At 69.2% G+C, this 14,916-nt stretch carries 10 protein-coding genes and 1 pseudogene; 7 read left to right on the forward strand and 4 right to left on the reverse strand.

Annotation, left to right across the window (positions count from 1 at the left end):
* Positions 1-72: 72 nt before the first annotated feature.
* Positions 73-477 (reverse strand): ANTAR domain-containing protein, encoded by a 405-nt coding sequence (locus Q8A52_RS15355; RefSeq protein WP_316752206.1) that lies wholly within the window; start codon positions 475-477, stop codon positions 73-75.
* 130 nt (positions 478-607) lie between these two features.
* Between Q8A52_RS15355 and Q8A52_RS15360 the strand changes: the two are divergent.
* Together Q8A52_RS15360 and Q8A52_RS15365 are read left to right on the forward strand one after the other, a co-directional pair.
* A pseudogene (locus tag Q8A52_RS15360) lies at positions 608-876 on the forward strand (ArsR family transcriptional regulator).
* A gap of 272 nt (positions 877-1,148) precedes the next feature.
* Positions 1,149-1,457: a DUF1905 domain-containing protein gene (locus tag Q8A52_RS15365; RefSeq protein WP_316752208.1), complete on the forward strand. Its 309-nt coding sequence runs from the start codon at positions 1,149-1,151 to the stop codon at positions 1,455-1,457.
* A 96-nt stretch (positions 1,458-1,553) separates the two neighbouring features.
* On the opposite strand, the gene Q8A52_RS15370 is transcribed toward Q8A52_RS15365, so the two are convergent.
* Together Q8A52_RS15370 and Q8A52_RS15375 are read right to left on the reverse strand one after the other, a co-directional pair.
* Complete coding sequence (locus tag Q8A52_RS15370) at positions 1,554-2,180, reverse strand: LysR substrate-binding domain-containing protein (protein ID WP_316752211.1); 627 nt, start codon at positions 2,178-2,180, stop codon at positions 1,554-1,556.
* A 156-nt stretch (positions 2,181-2,336) separates the two neighbouring features.
* A complete protein-coding gene (locus Q8A52_RS15375) occupies positions 2,337-3,194 on the reverse strand; it encodes an ANTAR domain-containing protein (RefSeq protein ID WP_316752213.1) in 858 nt (285 codons plus the stop codon).
* Between the two features lie 1,068 nt (positions 3,195-4,262).
* Here Q8A52_RS15375 and gnd point away from each other — a divergent pair.
* The 5 genes from gnd (at position 4,263) to Q8A52_RS15400 (ending at position 12,993) form a co-directional block, all read left to right on the forward strand.
* Positions 4,263-5,294, forward strand: a complete 1,032-nt coding sequence (gnd, locus tag Q8A52_RS15380) for a phosphogluconate dehydrogenase (NAD(+)-dependent, decarboxylating) (protein ID WP_408649203.1) — start codon at positions 4,263-4,265, stop codon at positions 5,292-5,294.
* 3 nt (positions 5,295-5,297) lie between these two features.
* Positions 5,298-6,761: a glucose-6-phosphate dehydrogenase gene (gene zwf, locus Q8A52_RS15385; protein WP_316752215.1), complete on the forward strand. Its 1,464-nt coding sequence runs from the start codon at positions 5,298-5,300 to the stop codon at positions 6,759-6,761.
* A 123-nt stretch (positions 6,762-6,884) separates the two neighbouring features.
* A complete protein-coding gene (locus Q8A52_RS15390) occupies positions 6,885-7,628 on the forward strand; it encodes an HAD family hydrolase (protein ID WP_316752217.1) in 744 nt (247 codons plus the stop codon).
* Positions 7,625-10,024, forward strand: a complete 2,400-nt coding sequence (locus Q8A52_RS15395; protein ID WP_316752220.1) for a glycoside hydrolase family 65 protein — start codon at positions 7,625-7,627, stop codon at positions 10,022-10,024. The genes Q8A52_RS15390 and Q8A52_RS15395 overlap by 4 nt, the downstream gene beginning before the upstream one ends.
* Before the next feature lie 545 nt (positions 10,025-10,569).
* Complete coding sequence (locus Q8A52_RS15400; protein WP_316752222.1) at positions 10,570-12,993, forward strand: ricin-type beta-trefoil lectin domain protein; 2,424 nt, start codon at positions 10,570-10,572, stop codon at positions 12,991-12,993.
* Positions 12,994-13,164: 171 nt separating this feature from the next.
* Here Q8A52_RS15400 and Q8A52_RS15405 read toward each other — a convergent pair whose 3' ends face one another.
* Entirely contained in the window at positions 13,165-14,880 is a 1,716-nt protein-coding gene (locus Q8A52_RS15405) for a ricin-type beta-trefoil lectin domain protein (RefSeq protein WP_316752224.1), read from the reverse strand.
* Positions 14,881-14,916 lie beyond the last annotated feature (36 nt).

The raw sequence follows: 14,916 nt of genomic DNA on the forward strand, positions 1-14,916 counted from the left end.
CGGCCCGAGGGCTCGATGCCAGGCTCCGGCGCTTGGCTGTGTCCGGACTGCGGCCGCCGAACAGCAGCGGGTTCAGGACGAAAGGGTGTCTCCGGCGGCACGAAGCGCAGCGACGGCTGCGGCTACCTGCTGTTGCACGGCCTCGGACAGTTCCCAGCCCTGGGTCGTGTCGACCAGTTCCTGCGCGAGCCGGTGGAGTTTCGTGTTCGTGTTCTGGGAGACCATGACCAGCACGTACCAGGCGTCTTCGGAGCTGAGGCTGAAAGAGGCCATCAGAACACCCGTGGCCTGGTCGATGACAGGGCGCGTCTGCATGGCACGGCGAAGCTGAACAACTTCGGTGCGCAGGTCCTCCTCGCGACTCAGGGCGTCCTCCTGGGCGTCTGGGGGTCGGCAGGGCGCAGCCCCGCGACAGCAGGTACGGAGCATGATGCTGGAACGGCAGTGGCGGTGCCGTGGAGGCTTCGGCTCCGACATGGCGGCCTCCTTCGACGGTGTCCACTGCCCCCGCTTCCAGACTCGGCTCACCAGCCCTCACCCGTCAAGAAATACGGGAAATTTATTTCGTCCTTTTGGATGCGTGAACAGTACGTCTACTCTTGGGCACATGGGAGAAGTGCCTGAGCCGCATACCGGGTGGACGTTTCTGACCAACCACGCCCGGGGTGCTCGCCACGATCGCGGGCGACCTCACGCCCCGGGGAAGCCGACGGGTATCTCACCCACACCAGTGAGGGCCGAGCGAACGCGTACCGCATCCAGCCGGGAACGATCCTGCGGCACCCGGCCGAGGCGGGTTTGACCGTGGCGGAACTGCTTTCCCTCCTGGCTCGGCACGAGACTGATCACGCGGGTGAGGACAAACGTTCCGAATGACGGTCGCGTCGGCGATGCGGAGCGCGGTCGAGTGATGGATGCGCGGCAGTGGATTCAGGAAGGTCCAGTCGGCGAAGCGCCGTGGGCGACGATGACCCACGCCCCGCTGTGCTCGTACGGAACCAGCGCGGCTCGTTCCGTACTGCGCCCGCTGCGCGGGTCGGACGGCTTGTCGCTGCTTCCGCCGTCCCGACGCCCGACTGCCGCTCCTGGTGCCCGCGTTCGGCGACGACTGTGAGTGAGGTGATCGCCGCGTAAGGGAGACTGACCCCATGGATTTCGTCTTTTCGGGCACGGCCATCGAATGGCGTGGGCCGTCGCCGTACTACTTCGTAGCCCTGCCGGACGAGGAGTCCGCCGACATACGCGAGGTGGCTGCGATGGCCAGCTACGGCTGGGGGGTGATCCCGGTCCAGGCTCGGATCGGCGAAGTCGCTTTCCACACCTCGCTCTTCCCCAAGGACGGCGGCTACCTGCTGCCGCTCAAGGTCGCTGTGCGCAAGCCGCACGGCCTTGCGGCAGGGGACGACGTGACGGTGGCGATGACCGTACGACTCCAAGGGGCGGCTCCTCACGGGTGAACTGCGTGGTTTCGACACCGAGTTGTCCACCGTTACCGCCGACGGACCAGATGCCGCATCGCGATCGCCGGCTCACTGACGCGTGCAAGCCCGGGTTCAGGCGCTCGCCGACCGGTCCAGCGCGGCGATGAACCCGCCGAGGTCACGGCGGCGTGAGTCGGCCGGCCACACCGCCCAGGTGCGCCGCACCAGCGGATGCCCGGCCAGCGGTGACCAGGTCACGTGGTCGGGCAGGGGCTGCTGCCAGCCGGGCGGAGCCGGCACAATGGTCCGCCCGGACGCGATCGCCGCCAGTTTCTCGTCCGCGATCAGCTCCCGCCCCTGCGGAGCCTCCGGACCCAGGTCCAGGCCGTGACCGCGTAGGATCGCGGTCAACTCGTCGTACCAGACGGGACTGCCGGAGCGAGGAAAGCCGACCCATGACAGGGAAGCGAGCGCCTCCAGCGCGATGCCATCGGGGCCGGCGAGTTCGGCTGCCTGCTCCGTGACCAGCAGTACACCCAGCTGCTCCCGTACGACGAGCAGCGCGTCGGACTCCGGACCCGACGGACGCTCGCGCACGAAGGCGACGTCTCGCCGGACCGCAGCGCCGCCAACTGGGCGGCCGGCCGGGTACGCGGGTGATGTCTGGTGCCGGATCCCGGAGTGCTGGTTCGTGGGCCGCCCGATCCGTGACGAGTACCTCATGGTCGACGGCGGCGCCCTGGCCGGGACGGCGCACATTGCTACTCGGTCACCGAGTGACCTGTGAACGTGTCCATGAGTGCGTAAGTCCTCCCGCCCGGTGGGCTGCGGAGGACTTACAACGGGCTCTGGTCCGAACCCTGGCCTTCGGGTAGCCGTGTGAGCGGCCGGTATTCCTTCGTGTCGATCAGGAGGTCAGGTGGCCTGCCGGCCGGCGGTGTGGAGGTCTTCCAGGGCGTCGAGGACGACGGTGCGGCGGTGCCAGGACAGCCAGCGGCCGAGGGTGACGCCGGTGGTCTGGAGGGCATCGAGCTGGGTGCGGGTGAGGCCCTTGAGAGGGCGGGGGTGATGGGAGGAGATCACTCCCAGCAGGATGTTGCGCTCGCCCATGACGGGGAGGCTGTGGCAGGCGCGGCTGCCGGCGTCGAGGATCGCGCGACGGGATTCCTCGTCGAAGACGCCGGCGGTGGCGACATCGTGCACGGTGACCTGTTGCTGTTCCTTGGCCGCCTGGGCGCATGCGGTGCCGACGCCGTCGACGAAGGTGAAGTAGTCGGTGAACTGACGGTTCAGCCCGGTGTGTCTGGCCAGCCGCAGCAGGTTGTTCTCGGCCAGCTGGAGGTTGCCCATGGTGGTTTGCGTGATGTCCAGCACCCGGTCCAGGGCGGAGCCGAGGACGGCGGCCTGGGCGTGGGTCCGGCCGTTGTGGTTGGTGCTCCGGAGCCCGGTGAGCGGGGGAGGGCTGGTGCGGGCGCGGCCGGGGAACCAGACGGAGGCCTGGTGGGCGGGGCCGGGGATGCGGATGACGGCGTCGGCCAGGGTGTGGAGCTTGATGTTGTGCCGCTGGGAGGTCTTGCGCAGCAGTTCGAATCCTTCGTGCAGGCTCCGGAGCCGGTAGCGCTCCTTGAGGATGCCCTGCGCGTGGGAAACGGCCGTATGGGCGAGCATTCTGTTGCGCAGGTCGGTGCTCTGGCGCGGCAGCGACTGCGGGTCGTGCAGATCATCCGTCGGTTCGGCGACGGGCAGTGCACGGCTGTCAGCTTCCTCGTTCATGACGGATGCCTCTTTCCGACCGGATGGCATGACCTGGCCCACGACTGCACCTACGCGCGCGGGCGCGGCGGCGACGTGTGATGCCTGCTTCCCCAAGCACTGCTTCCCGAACCTAGCCCGTGCGCCGTTTCTGATCACCCAGTGAGCCAAGGTGCCGGCGTGACCTGAGGGTGGGACCTTCTCCTTCACCCGGCAGCCGGCCCGTGATACCTCACTCGATCCGCCCGAAGTGGCATGATTCGGCAGGCGTTGTGGCCTCATCGTGAGCGACCTCCGGGGTCAGGCTGGGCCTGCCACCATGCATGACCCCTGCACGAGGCCCAGCAGAGCCTGGCCGCGGCTGTCTCCCGCCTTGACCTGGTCTCCTCGGTCGTGCGCACCGGCTGGGCGGTGGGGCGGTGCTGTACGGGCTGTGTGCACCCTCTCCCGGCGAGGAATTGCTCCAGTTCGCCTTCGACTTTGCCGCAATACCCCATGCACCCGCACGGCGAGGGCGGCAAGGAAGCGGAGGCGGGCAAGGCGGCACTGAGCGAGGCGGCACGGCCCTACCGCGAGCGCTTCCCCAGGTGGAGGTGCAGGAGGAGGCCACCGCCGGACGGGCGGCCGGCCGACTGGTCGAGGCCGGCCGGAGCCGGCATCGCGATTGTGGGCCGGCGCAGGGGCCGGCAACGGCTGGGCCATCCGGGTGCCGTCGCCCATGCGGTGCTCCATCACGCAGACTCCCCGTCGCCGTCGTACCGCACGCCCGACCGGCCGGGCCCGGGTGGCGAGGCCGACTGCCATGGGCATGCGGCGACCGGCGATCTGGCGTGTACTGGAAGCGCAGGAGCACCGAAGGGATCGGACCGCTGCCCATGACCGACCAGGACATGCTGTCGGTGAACACCATGCCCGGCCTGTGCATGGACACCGTCCAGCCGGCGGAGCCGGGACGCCTCGGTGCGCCCATGGGGATGACCGAAATCGCATACGCACCATCACGAGGTGCCCGGACGTCCGGTCAACGTCGTCACTCCTCCGCCCCCTTCATCCATCACGACCGTGCCCTGCGCAACGGGGAGGCAGACCATGAGCACTAACACCCCCATGCAACTCGGCATGGTCGGGCTCGGACGCATGGGCGCCAACCTGGTGCGCCGACTCATGCGCGACGGCCACACCTGTGTGGTGTACGACCTCAACGCCGATGCGGTCAGCGAGTTGGAGCAGGAGGGCGCCACCGCCGCGTCCTCCCTGAAGGACCTCGTCGGCAAGCTGGACCGGCCGCGGAACATCTGGCTGATGCTCCCCGCGGGCGTGGTCCAGGGCACGGTCGACGAACTGGCCGGCCTGCTCGCGCCCGAGGACATCGTGATCGACGGCGGCAACTCCTACTACCGCGACGACATCACCCGCTCCCAGCAGCTCGCGCCACGCGGTATCCACTACGTGGACTGCGGCACCTCCGGCGGCGTCTGGGGTCTGGAGCGCGGATACTGCCTGATGGTCGGCGGAGACCAGGAGGCGGTCCAGCGCCTGGACCCCCTGCTGCGTACGATCGCCCCGGGCGCGGACCGCGCGGAACCCACTCCCGGCCGGACGACGACGACCGGCACCGCCCCGGACGGCTATCTGCACTGCGGGCCCAGCGGCGCCGGCCACTTCGTCAAGATGGTCCACAACGGCGTGGAGTACGGGATGATGGCCGCCATCGCCGAAGGCCTGAGCGTCATCAAGCACGCCGACGCGGGACTGCGCAAGCGGACGGTCGACGCGGAGACCGCCCCGCTGCGCGATCCTGACGCCTACGCCTACGAGATCGATGTCGCCGAGGTCGCCGAGGTGTGGCGGCGCGGTTCGGTGGTCGGTTCCTGGCTGGTCGACCTGGTCGCCGACGCGCTGGCCAGGTCGCCGGAGCTCGACGGTTTCGCCGGCCGGGTCTCCGATTCCGGGGAGGGCCGCTGGACCGTGCTGGCGGCGGTCGACGAGAGCGTGCCCGCGCCGGTGATCACCACGGCTCTCTACCAGCGGTACGCCTCGCGTGGACTGGGCGAGTTCACCGACAAACTGCTGTCCGCGATGCGCGGTGAGTTCGGCGGGCACGTCGAGAAGGCGGGCTGAACCGTGGCGCAGCCGACCCCGACCCGAACCGCGCCTTCGGACCCGCGCCCGGACGACCATGTGATCGTGCTCTTCGGAGCGACCGGCGACCTTGCCCGCCGTAAACTCCTGCCCGGACTGTTCCATCTGGCCCACGCCGGACTGATGCCCGAGCACTACCGGGTGGTGGGATCCGCGCCCGGCGCACATGCCCTGAGCGACGAGGAGTTCCGTACCCATGCCCGCGAGGCGGTCGCCGAGTTCGGCCGTTCGAAACCGCAGGGCGAGGTGTGGGAGGCGTTCGAAGAGGCCCTCAGCTTCGGTGCCGCCGACCCGGAGGATCCGCAGCCGCTGCTGGCCGCCGTCCAGAAGGCCGAGCAGGCGCTCGGAGGCCGGCCGCGCCGGCTCTTCCACCTGGCCGTGCCGCCGGTCGCCTTCTCCTCCGTCGTCCAGCTGCTCGGCGACACGGGACTCGCCCAGAACGCGCGGGTGATCGTGGAGAAGCCGTTCGGCACCGACCTGCCGTCGGCCCGGGCCCTGAACGCCACCATCCACGCCGTCTTCGACGAGTCGAGGATCTTCCGCATCGACCACTTCCTGGGCAAGGAGTCGGTGGACAACATCCTGGCCCTGAGGTTCGCCAACGGCCTGTTCGAGCCCATCTGGAACCGGGACCACATCAGCCATGTGCAGATCGACGTACCGGAGCAGATCAGTATCGAGGGCCGGGCCCGCTTCTTCGAAGGGACCGGCACTTTCCGGGACATGATCGCCACTCATCTCTTCCAGATCATGGGCTTCGTGGCGATGGAACCCCCGACCACACTCGACGCGCACGCGCTGCGGGACGAGAAGGAGAAGGTGTTCCAGTCGCTGCGGCCACTGGACCCCGCCCACGTCGTCCGCGGCCAGTACGCGGGCTACCGCGACGAACCGGGAGTGGACCCGCACTCGGACACCGAGACCTTCGTGGCCCTGCGCGTCGAACTGGACAACTGGCGCTGGGCCGGCGTGCCCTTCTTCCTGCGGTCCGGCAAATCCCTCGCCCAGGGCCGACACATGGTCACCCTCGGCTTCCGCGAGCCGGCTCTGCGCATGTTCCCGGTGGACGTCGCCCAAAGCACCGGCCTGCGCAGCAACGCGCTGGTGATCGACTTCGACGATCCCGGAAGCATCAAGGCCAGGTTCCTCACCAAGGAACCCGGACCGGCGATGCGGCTGGAGGACGCCGAGATGGTGTTCCGGTACGCCGGCTCGTACAACGAGGAGCATGCGCTGGAGGGCTACGAGCGGCTGATCCTGGACGCCATGCTGGGAGACCAGTCCCTGTTCACCCGCTCGGACGGCATCGAACGCCTGTGGGAGGCCGCCACCCCCCTGCTGAAGAACCCGCCGCCCGTGGAGCTCTACGCACCAGGCTCCTGGGGGCCCGACCGGATCCAGCAGCTCATCGCTCCCTACCGGTGGAGTCTCCCGGACCACCACTGACCGACGCATCATCCGAGCGCGTTGCTCCGGATGACGCCCGCGCCTCGACCGAGCGGGTTCCTTCCGGCGCGCCGGGCGACGACTGCCCGACGCGACCCGCCGGGCACTTCTAGCCTCGACGCCATGCTGGGTCTTCCTGATCACGTACGTGCCTGTCTGTTCGACCTCGACGGGGTGCTCACCCAGACCGCGAAGGTGCATGCGGCCGCCTGGAAGGAGATGTTCGACGGCTATCTCCGCGAGCGGGCGGCACGTGAGGGGACGGCGTTCGTGCCCTTCGACGCGGTCGGCGACTACGACGAGTACGTGGACGGACGCCCCCGCGAGGACGGGGTGCGCACCTTCCTCGCCGCACGCGGAGTGCACCTGCCCGAGGGATCGCCGGACGACCCGCCGGAGGCGGAGACCGTGAACGGGCTGGGTACCCGCAAGAACAACCTGGTGCTGCGCCGGATTCGCGAGGACGGGGTGGAGCCCTACGAAGGCTCGGTCAGGTTCGTCCAGGCAGTACGGAAAGCCGGTTTGCGGAGCGCGGTGGTGTCGTCCAGCGCCAACTGCCGGGACGTCCTTGTGGCGGCCGGCATCGAGGAGCTCTTCGACGAGCGGATCGACGGGATCGTGGCGCGCGAGCGCGAGCTGCACGGGAAACCGGCTCCGGACACGTACCTGGAGGCGGCCCGCGTCCTGGGGGTGGAGCCGGGCGCGGCCGCCGTGTTCGAGGACGCCCTGGCCGGTGTGGAGGCGGGGCGGGCCGGGCGGTTCGGCATGGTCGTGGGGGTCGACCGGATGGGCCAGGCGGAGCAGCTCAGGGCGCACGGCGCGGACATCGTGGTACGAGACCTGGCCGAACTACTGGAGTCGCGGTGATCACCCATCCCAGCTACACGGTCGAGCCCTGGCGCCTGCGCGAGACCGAGCTGAACCTGGATGTGCTCGCCCAGAGCGAATCGGTGTTCGCCCTGTCCAACGGGCACGTCGGGTGGCGCGGGAACCTCGACGAGGGGGAGCCCCACGGCCTGCCCGGCGCCTACCTCAACGGCGTGTACGAGCGGCATCCGCTGCCGTACGCCGAAGCGGGCTACGGCTATCCCGAGTCCGGTGAGACGGTGATCAACGTCACCGACGGCAAGGTCGTCCGGCTGCTGGTCGACGACCACCCGTGCGACCTGCGCTACGGGCAACTCCTGGCGCACGAAAGGGTCCTGGACTTCCGCTCCGGTGTGCTCAGCCGGACCGCTCGGTGGACCACGCCCGGCGGCCGGACCGTCCGCATCACCTCGCGGCGCCTGGTGTCCTTCACCCAACGGGCGGTCGCCGCGGTGATGTACGAGGTCGAGCCGGTCGACGGACCGGCCACGGTGGCCGTGCAGTCGGAACTCGTCGCCAATGAACCACTGCCCCACACCGAGGGTGACCCCCGGGTCGCCGCGGCAACCGAGTCCCCCCTGGCGGCGGAGGAACACTTCGCCCAGGACACCCGGCTGCGGCTCGTGCACCGCACCGAGCGCAGCGCACTGCGGGTGGGCGCGGCGGCCGACCACCTCATCGAAGGTCCCGACGGCACCCGCTGGACGGCCCAGAGCGAGCCGGACGTCAGCCGCCTGACGGTGACCGCGGACCTGGCGGCCGGACAGCGGCTGCGACTGGTCAAGTTCGTCGCCTACGGGTGGTCCGGGCAGCGCTCGCTGCCCGCGGTGCACGATCAGGTCGACGGGGCGGTGGCGGCCGCCGTCAGCGCCGGCTGGGAGGGGTTGGTCGCCCAACAGCGGGCCTACCTGGACGAGTTCTGGGCCGGCGCGGACGTCGAGGTGGAGGGCGATGCGCAGATCCAGCAAGCGGTACGGTTCGCTCTGTTCCACGTACTCCAGGCTGCCGCCCGCGGGGAGGAGCGGGCGATCCCCGCGAAGGGACTGACCGGCACCGGGTACGACGGCCACTCCTTCTGGGACACCGAGTCCTATGTGCTGCCCGTGCTCACGTTCACCGCGCCGCAGACTGTCGCCCCGGTACTGAGGTGGCGGCACCGGACCCTGCCGGCTGCTCAGGAACGGGCAAGCCAACTGGGGCTGGCGGGTGCGACGTTCCCCTGGCGGACCATCAACGGCGCCGAGTGTTCCGCCTACTGGCCGGCGGGAACGGCGGCCTTCCATGTGAACGCCGACATCGCCATGGCCGCGGTCCGGTACGTCATGGCGAGCGGCGACGAGGAGTTCGAGCGCGCTGAGGGGCTGGAACTCCTGGTGGAGACCGCCCGGCTGTGGCGCTCCCTCGGCCACCACGACGCGGAAGGCGTCTTCCACATCGACGGGGTCACCGGACCCGACGAATACAGCGCCATCGCCCGCGACAACCTCTACACCAACCTGATGGCCCGCCAGAACCTGCTGGCGGCTGCGGACACGGCCACGCGCCACCCGGACCGGGCCGAGGAACTCGACGTCGACGACGAGGAGACGGCGGCCTGGCGGGACGCCGCGAGCCGCATGGCGCTGCCGTACGACGAGGGCCTGGGCGTGCACGAGCAGTCGGCCGGCTTCACCCACTTCCAGCACTGGGACTTCGACGCGACCCCGCCCGAGAACTACCCGCTGCTGCTGCATTACCCCTACTTCGACCTGTACCGCAAGCAGGTGGTCAAACAGGCCGACGTGGTACTGGCGATGATGGAGTGCCCGAACGTCTTCACCGACCAGGAGAAGGCGCGCAACTTCGCCTACTACGAGGCTCTCACCGTCCGCGACTCCTCCCTCTCGGCGTGCTGCCAGGCGGCGCTGGCGGCCGAGACCGGGCATCTGCGGCTGGCCTACGCGTACCTCAGCGAGGCGGCGCTGATGGACCTGGAGGACCTGGAGCACAACACCCGCGACGGGCTCCACATCGCTTCGCTCGCCGGCACATGGATCGCGCTGGTCGTCGGCTTCGGGGGCATGCGCCGGCATCCCGGCGAGGGAGGGCGGCCGGACCGACTGGGCTTCGCGCCACGCCTGCCCGAAGCACTGTCCCGGGTGGCGTTCACGGTGACGGTACGCGGGCGTCGGCTGAAGGTGGACATCGGCCCGGCCAACGCACGCTACGTCCTGGAAGAGGGCGACCCGCTGGAGGTACTGCACCACGGTGAGCCGATGACCGTGACGACGGACAAGCCGCTGGACCGCCCGGTGCCGCCCGTGCCCGCGCGCCCCGAGCCGCAGCAGCCCCGGGGCCGGCGTCCGGTCGGGCTGCCCGGCGGGGAGGAATCCGGGGGAGTGCCCCAGGAGCAGTGAGAAGGAAGCCAGGTGGGCGCGCCCACGGCGTGCGAGCGCCAGCTCGGTCAGCGTGAGGTTCACGAAGTCGGCGCCCGGGTCGGCCACGGCGTCGGGTTCCTGGAGGACACGCTCCGACGCGGAGGCCGACTGGCGGTGTCCGAGGATCTGGTTCATCGTCACCGTGACCAGCCAGGGCCGGAAGGCGTACTCGTCGCGAAGCCCGGGCAGCCCACGCATGACACGCAGTGCGGAAGACGGCTTTGATCTACTGTTTCATCCTGTTCGAACTTGAGTCGTCATGCGGTGTCGATCGTGCGGCGGGAAAACAAACTTGCCCACCTGATACGGCCGTTGCAGGGGAAGTCGGGCGTGGCTGTGTGGCATTTCGGACAGCTGCATGAAGCATCCGGCCGGAACCGTTGACGAACGCACCCTCCGTCCCTACGGTCCTTCAACGAATCCGCACACGCTCGAACAAATCAGAACCAGCGTGCCGCGGGCCCGGTGCAGACGAGCCCAAGGCCTCTGTTGACCCGGAACACATGTGCGTTCTAGGAGATCGCATGACCTGGAAATTACGGTACCGAACAAGACTTCTCCTGCCGCTCGCCCTGCTCATGGGTACGCTGTTCGGCTTCGGCGCAGCCCATCAGGCGCAGGCCGCGACCGAGACCACGATCGCTGTGGACGGCACCAAACCGGGCCGGGAGTTCGACGGCGTCGGCGCGATATCCGGCGGCGGCGGGAACTCCCGGCTGTTGGCCGACTACCCCGAGCCGCAGCGCGGCCAGATCCTGGACTACCTGTTCAAACCGGGGTACGGGGCGTCGCTGCAGTTGCTCAAGCTTGAGATCGGGGGTGACACCAACTCCACCGACGGCGCGGAAGCCAGCCACGAACACACAGAGGGCACAGTCGACTGCGGCCAGGGGTATGAGTGGTGGATCGCGGAGCAGGCTCGTCAACGCAACCCTGCCATCAAGTTCGCCGCGTTGTCCTGGGGCGCGCCGAGCTGGACCGCGTCGGCGAACCGTACCTTCTGGAGCGACAAGGCGATCAAGTACCTGATGGACTGGATGGGTTGCGCCAGGAGCAAGGGTCTGCCCATCGACTACCTCGGCGGCTGGAACGAGCGAGGTTATGACGCGGCCTGGTACAAAAAGCTGCGGAGCGCGCTGAACGACAACGGTTACGGATCGACCAGGATCGTGGCCGCCGACGACAACTGGAACGTGGCCAACGCCATGGCCTCGGACCCGGCCTTCAACTCCGCCGTCGACATCGTCGGCGCCCACTATCCCTGCGGCTACCTCGGCGAGTACAAGTCGTGCAACGACGGATCGACCGGCCTGAGTACCGCCCAGCGGCTCGGCAAGCAGCTGTGGGCCAGTGAGAACGGTTCGGAGGACACCGACTTCGGTGCCGCCGCCGTCGCACGCGCCGTCAACCGGGACTACATCGACGGCAGGATGACCGCGTTCTTCAACTGGCCGGTCGTCGCCGCGCTGTATCCGAACCTGTACTTCTCCAACGACGGCATGGCCATAGCCAACCAGCCGTGGTCCGGCGCGTATCACATCGGCTTGACGACCTGGGTCACCGCGCACACCACGCAGTTCACGCAGCCGGGCTGGCGCTACGTCGACTCCGCCACCGGGTATCTCGGCGGGGACCGCGGCAACGGCAGCTATGTCTCGCTGAAGTCCGCCAACAGCTCCGACTACACCACCGTCATCGAGACCATGGACGCGACCGCGGCGCAGACGGCGACGTTCACCATCACGGGCGGGCTGTCCACGTCCGCGGCCCACGTCTGGGCCACCAACGTGAAATCGGGAAATTCCAGCGACTGGTTCGTCCGCAAGCCGGACACGACCTCCGGCGGCCGGTTCACCCTCACTCTCGATCCCGGATACGTCTACACCGTCACGACGGTTTCCGGAGGGGGTAAGGGCAACACGGTCTCGCCCACCCCGCAGGCGTTGTCGCTGCCGTACTCCGACGACTTCGACTCCAGTGCCACCACCACGTCACCGAAGTACTTCACCGACATGAACGGCGCCTTCCAGACCACGGCGTGCGGCGGCGGGCGCGGCGGCTCCTGCCTGCGTCAGGTGGCCCTGGGCGAACCGGTCCGCTGGACGGGCGAGTCCCACAACAGCCCTTACACGGTCGTGGGAGAAAGCACGTGGAGCAACTACACGGTCTCGGCTGACGCGCTGTTCGAGCAGTCCGGCACCGTCGAACTCCTGGGCCGGTTCAACCAGCAGGGCAGGAACAACAACGGCTTCAACGCGTACCATCTGCAAGTCACCGACAGTGGCGACTGGTCGATTCTCAAGAGTGACACCAAGCAGAACTGGACCACCCTGACCAGCGGCAGCACGGCCCGGCTGGGTACCAACAGCTGGCACAGGATCGCCTTGACTGTGCAGGGCTCACAGCTCAGCGCACAGATCGACGGCAGGTCAGTCGGAGGCGTGTCCGACTCGTACTACACCTACGGACAGCCGGGCCTGGGAGTGGGCGGCTACCAGAACGCCCAGTTCGACAACTTCTCGGTGACAGCAGGAGGCACACCGACGGCGCGCACCGGCCCGATCTACGCGTTCGTGGACGGCGCGCCGGGCAAGTGCCTCGACGACAACGCCGGCGGCACACAGAACGGCACACACATCCAGTTGTGGGACTGCAATGGCAGCCCCGCTCAGGTCTGGCACTGGGTCGGCGAAACACTGCGCCTGAGCGGCCACGAGGACAAGTGCCTTGACGTCGCCGGCCAGGGCACGGCCAACGGCACCCTCGTCCAGCTCTGGGACTGCAACGGCGGCCCCAACCAGCAATGGGTGCCGCAACCGAACGGGAGCGTGAAGGGTGCGCAGTCCGGGCGGTGCCTGGACGACCCGGGGTCCAGTTCGGCGAACGGCACCCAGCTGATCATCTGGGACTGCAACGGCGGCAACAACCAGAAGTGGCTGCAGCCCTAGGCCCGATGCCGTTGCGCGTCCACCTGTCGCTTTCGTGGCCCACCCCACCCGGCAGCCAACGCTGGTCGCGCGAACAGCCCGCCATCACCGGCGGCTGCCGACGTCCGCGCACATCAAAGGAGCGGCTGCCGCGCACCTCAGGTTCGCGGCAGCCGGTCCGTCATGGCGTGATCAGTTGGGGATCGCCCAGACCTGGTTGGCCTGCAGGTGGCCGCAGCTCCAGGTGACGAGTCTCGTGAGGTCGGCGGTGCCGCCGCCCTCCACGTCGAGGCAGAGCGACGAGGCCGCGTTGACGAGGGTGCCGTCCGGCTTGGCCGTCCAGACCTGAGCGGGCGCGCCGGTGCACGTGGAAAGGACGGCGGGGCTGCCGGCGGTGGTGCCGCCGGCCGTCAGGCACTTGCCGAGCGAGCGCAGCGTACGGTCGGCAGCGGCCGTCCAGCGTTGGTTGGGGTTTCCGGTGCAGGTGTAGAGGATCACCTGAGTGCCGTCGACGGTTCCGCTGCGGGTCACGTCCGCGCACTTGGCGCCGTTGCCGGTGAGCTGCCCGGTGGGCACCGCAGCGCCGCAGTCGCGGCCCGGGGTGAGTCGCCAGATGGCGGTTCCGTGCGCGGGAACGGTCGCGGTCAGCGCGCTGCCGACGGTCGAGCGCGTCCCGGTCCACAGATCCCGGGCGGTCACCGTGCAGCCCGGCAGTCCGATGTCGGCGAGCGGCGTGGTGATCGTGCGGGCGGAGGAGCCGCGGTTGAGGACGGCCACGGCGCGGTCGCCGCCCGCCAGCGGCCGGGCCAGCACATCGGTGCTGCCGTCGGTGGAGACCACGCCCGCCTGCCGGCCGAGCGGGTCCTGGTCGAGGGCGATCAGGTCCGTGTTACCGAGCGCCGACCGCGCGGCAGGAGTGAGGCGGTTGACGTCCGAGGAGAGGATCATCGGGGCGGCCATCATCGACCACAGGGCGACCTGGCTGCGCGACTCGTCGTCGGTGAGCCCGCCGGCGCCCGCGATCAGGAAGTCCGGGTCGTTCCACTTCCCGGGTGCGGCATAGCGGCCGATCCATCGGTTGTAGCCGTAGTTCCCGAGCACGCTGGACCACCGACTGGCGTTCGGCCGCGCGGGATCGTATGTGGCGATGTCGGCGCCCTCCCGCCACAGCTGGCCGTCGGCGCCCACCCACGACAACACGTCGAACCAGGTGCTGTTGCCCCACTCGCCTGTTTGGAAATAGGCGGGCGCCGACTCGGAGAACACGATGTCCCGGCCGGAGGCCCGCAGCGCGGCCGCCTGGTCGTCGTACGCTTGCTTGTACGCCTGTTCCTGTGTCCGGCCCGGGGCCACGTACACGTTGCAGCCGTCCAGTTTGAGGTAGTCCACGCCCCAGTCGGCGAACGAGGCCGCGTCCTTGGCGAAGTGGTCGGGTCCGCCGCCCTGTGGCCGGCCGCTGCCGGGGTAACCGCCGCAGGTCGACGATCCGGCGTCCTCGTAGATGCCGAACTTGAGCCCGCGCGCGTGCAGATACGATCCGAGCCAGGCCATGCCGTGCGGGAACTTCACCGGGTCGGCCACCAAGGTGCCGTTCGTGTCACGGGACTTGGTCATCCAGCAGTCGTCCACGGTCACCGTGTCGTAGCCCTTGGCCGCGAGGCCGGTGGCGACCAAGGCGTCGGCGTTGGCGGTGACGGTCTGCTCGGTGACATCGCATTGGTAGTGGGCCCAGTCGTTCCAGCCCATGGGCGGAGTGAGCGCGAGCGGTCGGCCGTCGCCGGAGGTGGCGGCGGGGGAGGCGTGCGCTGCCGTGACGGCGGTCGGCGGCAGACACAACAGCGCCGCCGCCAAGGCGGTCAGGATGGCGCGGTGCCGGCGCAGGTGTCGGACGTATGGGGGGTGGAGCACGGGAACTCCTCTCGATCGAGAAAGAGACGTGCTGGG

It is taken from the genome of Streptomyces herbicida (assembly GCF_032656585.1).
Classification (GTDB): Bacteria; Actinomycetota; Actinomycetes; order Streptomycetales; family Streptomycetaceae; genus Streptomyces; species Streptomyces herbicida.